Below are 2,011 nucleotides of genomic sequence, written 5' to 3'. Positions count from 1 at the left end.
GTTATATGCATTTTCATAATTGATTTCATTATTAGATTTAACACAACTACCTTTTACTTTACCATTTTCCCATCCATCAACTCTAGGTCTTATTTTGTTGAATAACTCGTTGTTTTTAGACAATTCATCTAAATCAATTTGGATTTGGCTATAACAATATTTTGCTGTGAATTTTTCGTTTGATGACCATTCCTGTATTTCAAAGCTTACTTTATTAACTATATATAAATTAGTATCTTTATTTAAGCTTATGTCATAATAAACCTTGAAATACCCTCTATCTGGGAAAGTGGTTATTATTCTTATTAAATTATTCTCACCATAACGTGTTAATACTTTTTCAAAACGATTTCCTCCGCCTTCATCAAAACTCGGGATCTTTATAATCAAATTATTATTATGGTAAAGATTAATAATATTTCTATTATTTTCAGTATCGAAAACTGCCTTATTAACCACCTTGTGATCAATATCAAATGTCAATCTTTCAGCATATGAGTTTCTGAAAAAACAATCAAAAAAATAAATAATATTATTTTAAATTTCATTATTGTTTTCTTTCTTTATTAAGATATTTTATCAATCCCTCTTTCGTTGAAAATTCGCAGCGTTCTTTTGTTTCAAAATCATCTATACAATTGATTTTTGATATAAAAGAATCATCTCCTATAAAATATAATGCTCTTAATATACCATCATCTTCTACAAATAAAGGTAATTCTATAAAACGATACCATGTAGTTAGCTCTGTACCTTCTTTCAATAAAATGTAGATATATTTATTACCGGATTTTTTTCTAGTAAATTCGAAGGCACTTACTACTTCACTATTTCCATATTGATATGAATAAACTTCTAGTGCTTTATACAATTCTCTATTATTATTAGTTAAAAAATAAACCTCTAAATTACGTGTTCCATTGTCAAATGAATTGCTAAGAAATAGAGCGGTACCTTTCTTACCTTTATATTCAACATCAATTGGTAAATGAGCTATGTTATTATATTTAGGGAATCGAAATTTTTCGGGAATGGTATCTAAATCCTCATCAGGATCAGCATAAGCATTTTGTCCTATAAAAATTAAGCTTAATAATATAAACAACATTGTTTTAAACTTCATTGTAACTCCTCATTAAAAAGAAATAGAATCAAAAATTTTTTCTTTTTTTATTTTTTCAAAGTTTTCCCGACGATTTTCATAAGTTTTAGTATTTTTATTGATTATTTCTGTAATTTTATCAACATGTTCTCCTTTATCACCGTTATCTGCCTTTTTATGTAATTTATATTTCAACCAGAAATATACTGCAGATAACAATAAATAATTCTTGGAAAGAACTAAATCGGGATTTGTAACAAAATCGACCCTAGTTTTATACGTTTGTTCATACCAATCTGTTAATCCTTGATAATTTGCTTTACCCGTTAACTGAAACATACCACGTCCTCTGAATTTCCAACCATCACCACTATTAATATCACCATTCCCCATTCTATTTCCATATACTCGATTTGCTATGGCTTCTTGATCTGCGGCATGCGGATTATTTTCTGGTTTATCTACTCGACCATATAATTTTGCTTCACTAGGGTTTTCACGGAAATAACTAAAAGCACTTAATGCACTGTAACTATAATTTAAACTTTCAGCAGATGAAGTGCATTTAGCCCCAACTTCTTGCAAACTTTGAGCAAAAAAATGGGTTAATCTTAATTCAGTATCTAGATGAAATAATTTATAGTTTTTGTTGATATCACGAGCTATATTATTTAATGTTTCATTATCTGCTTGCGTAAAAATACGTTTTAACATATCAACTGTTATACAAAATTTTGGTTTGAAATTAAATAATGCTATAGGATGAATAAACCACGCCTTGCCATCAGCGCTAAGCGTGGCAGGTGGGGTGGTGTCTGTTGGGGTGGTTGTGGTGTTCGTTGCCTCGCCATTTTTGGGGGGCGTGTCATTTTGTTGGTTTAACTTCGCTAAGCCTTTAGCCACATCATC

The 2,011-nt window shown here is 29.5% G+C and carries 3 protein-coding genes; all 3 read right to left on the bottom strand.

Features of this window, described 5'->3' with window-relative positions:
* Positions 1 to 483: hypothetical protein (locus tag B9N71_RS12095; protein ID WP_143422148.1), on the bottom strand; the 483-nt coding region annotated here is incomplete at its 3' end.
* A 64-nt stretch (positions 484 to 547) separates the two neighbouring features.
* On the bottom strand, positions 548 to 1,123 hold the full coding sequence (locus tag B9N71_RS12090; protein ID WP_085166088.1) for a hypothetical protein: 576 nt from the start codon (positions 1,121 to 1,123) through the stop codon (positions 548 to 550).
* 12 nt (positions 1,124 to 1,135) lie between these two features.
* Positions 1,136 to 2,011, bottom strand: an 876-nt coding sequence (locus tag B9N71_RS13115; RefSeq protein ID WP_208610512.1) for a glycoside hydrolase family 19 protein, incomplete at its 5' end; no start/stop codon positions are given.

Source organism: Gilliamella bombi, from assembly GCF_900103255.1.
GTDB classification, from domain to species: domain Bacteria; phylum Pseudomonadota; class Gammaproteobacteria; order Enterobacterales; family Orbaceae; genus Gilliamella; species Gilliamella bombi.
This window is presented reverse-complemented; position numbering and strand designations above follow the sequence as displayed.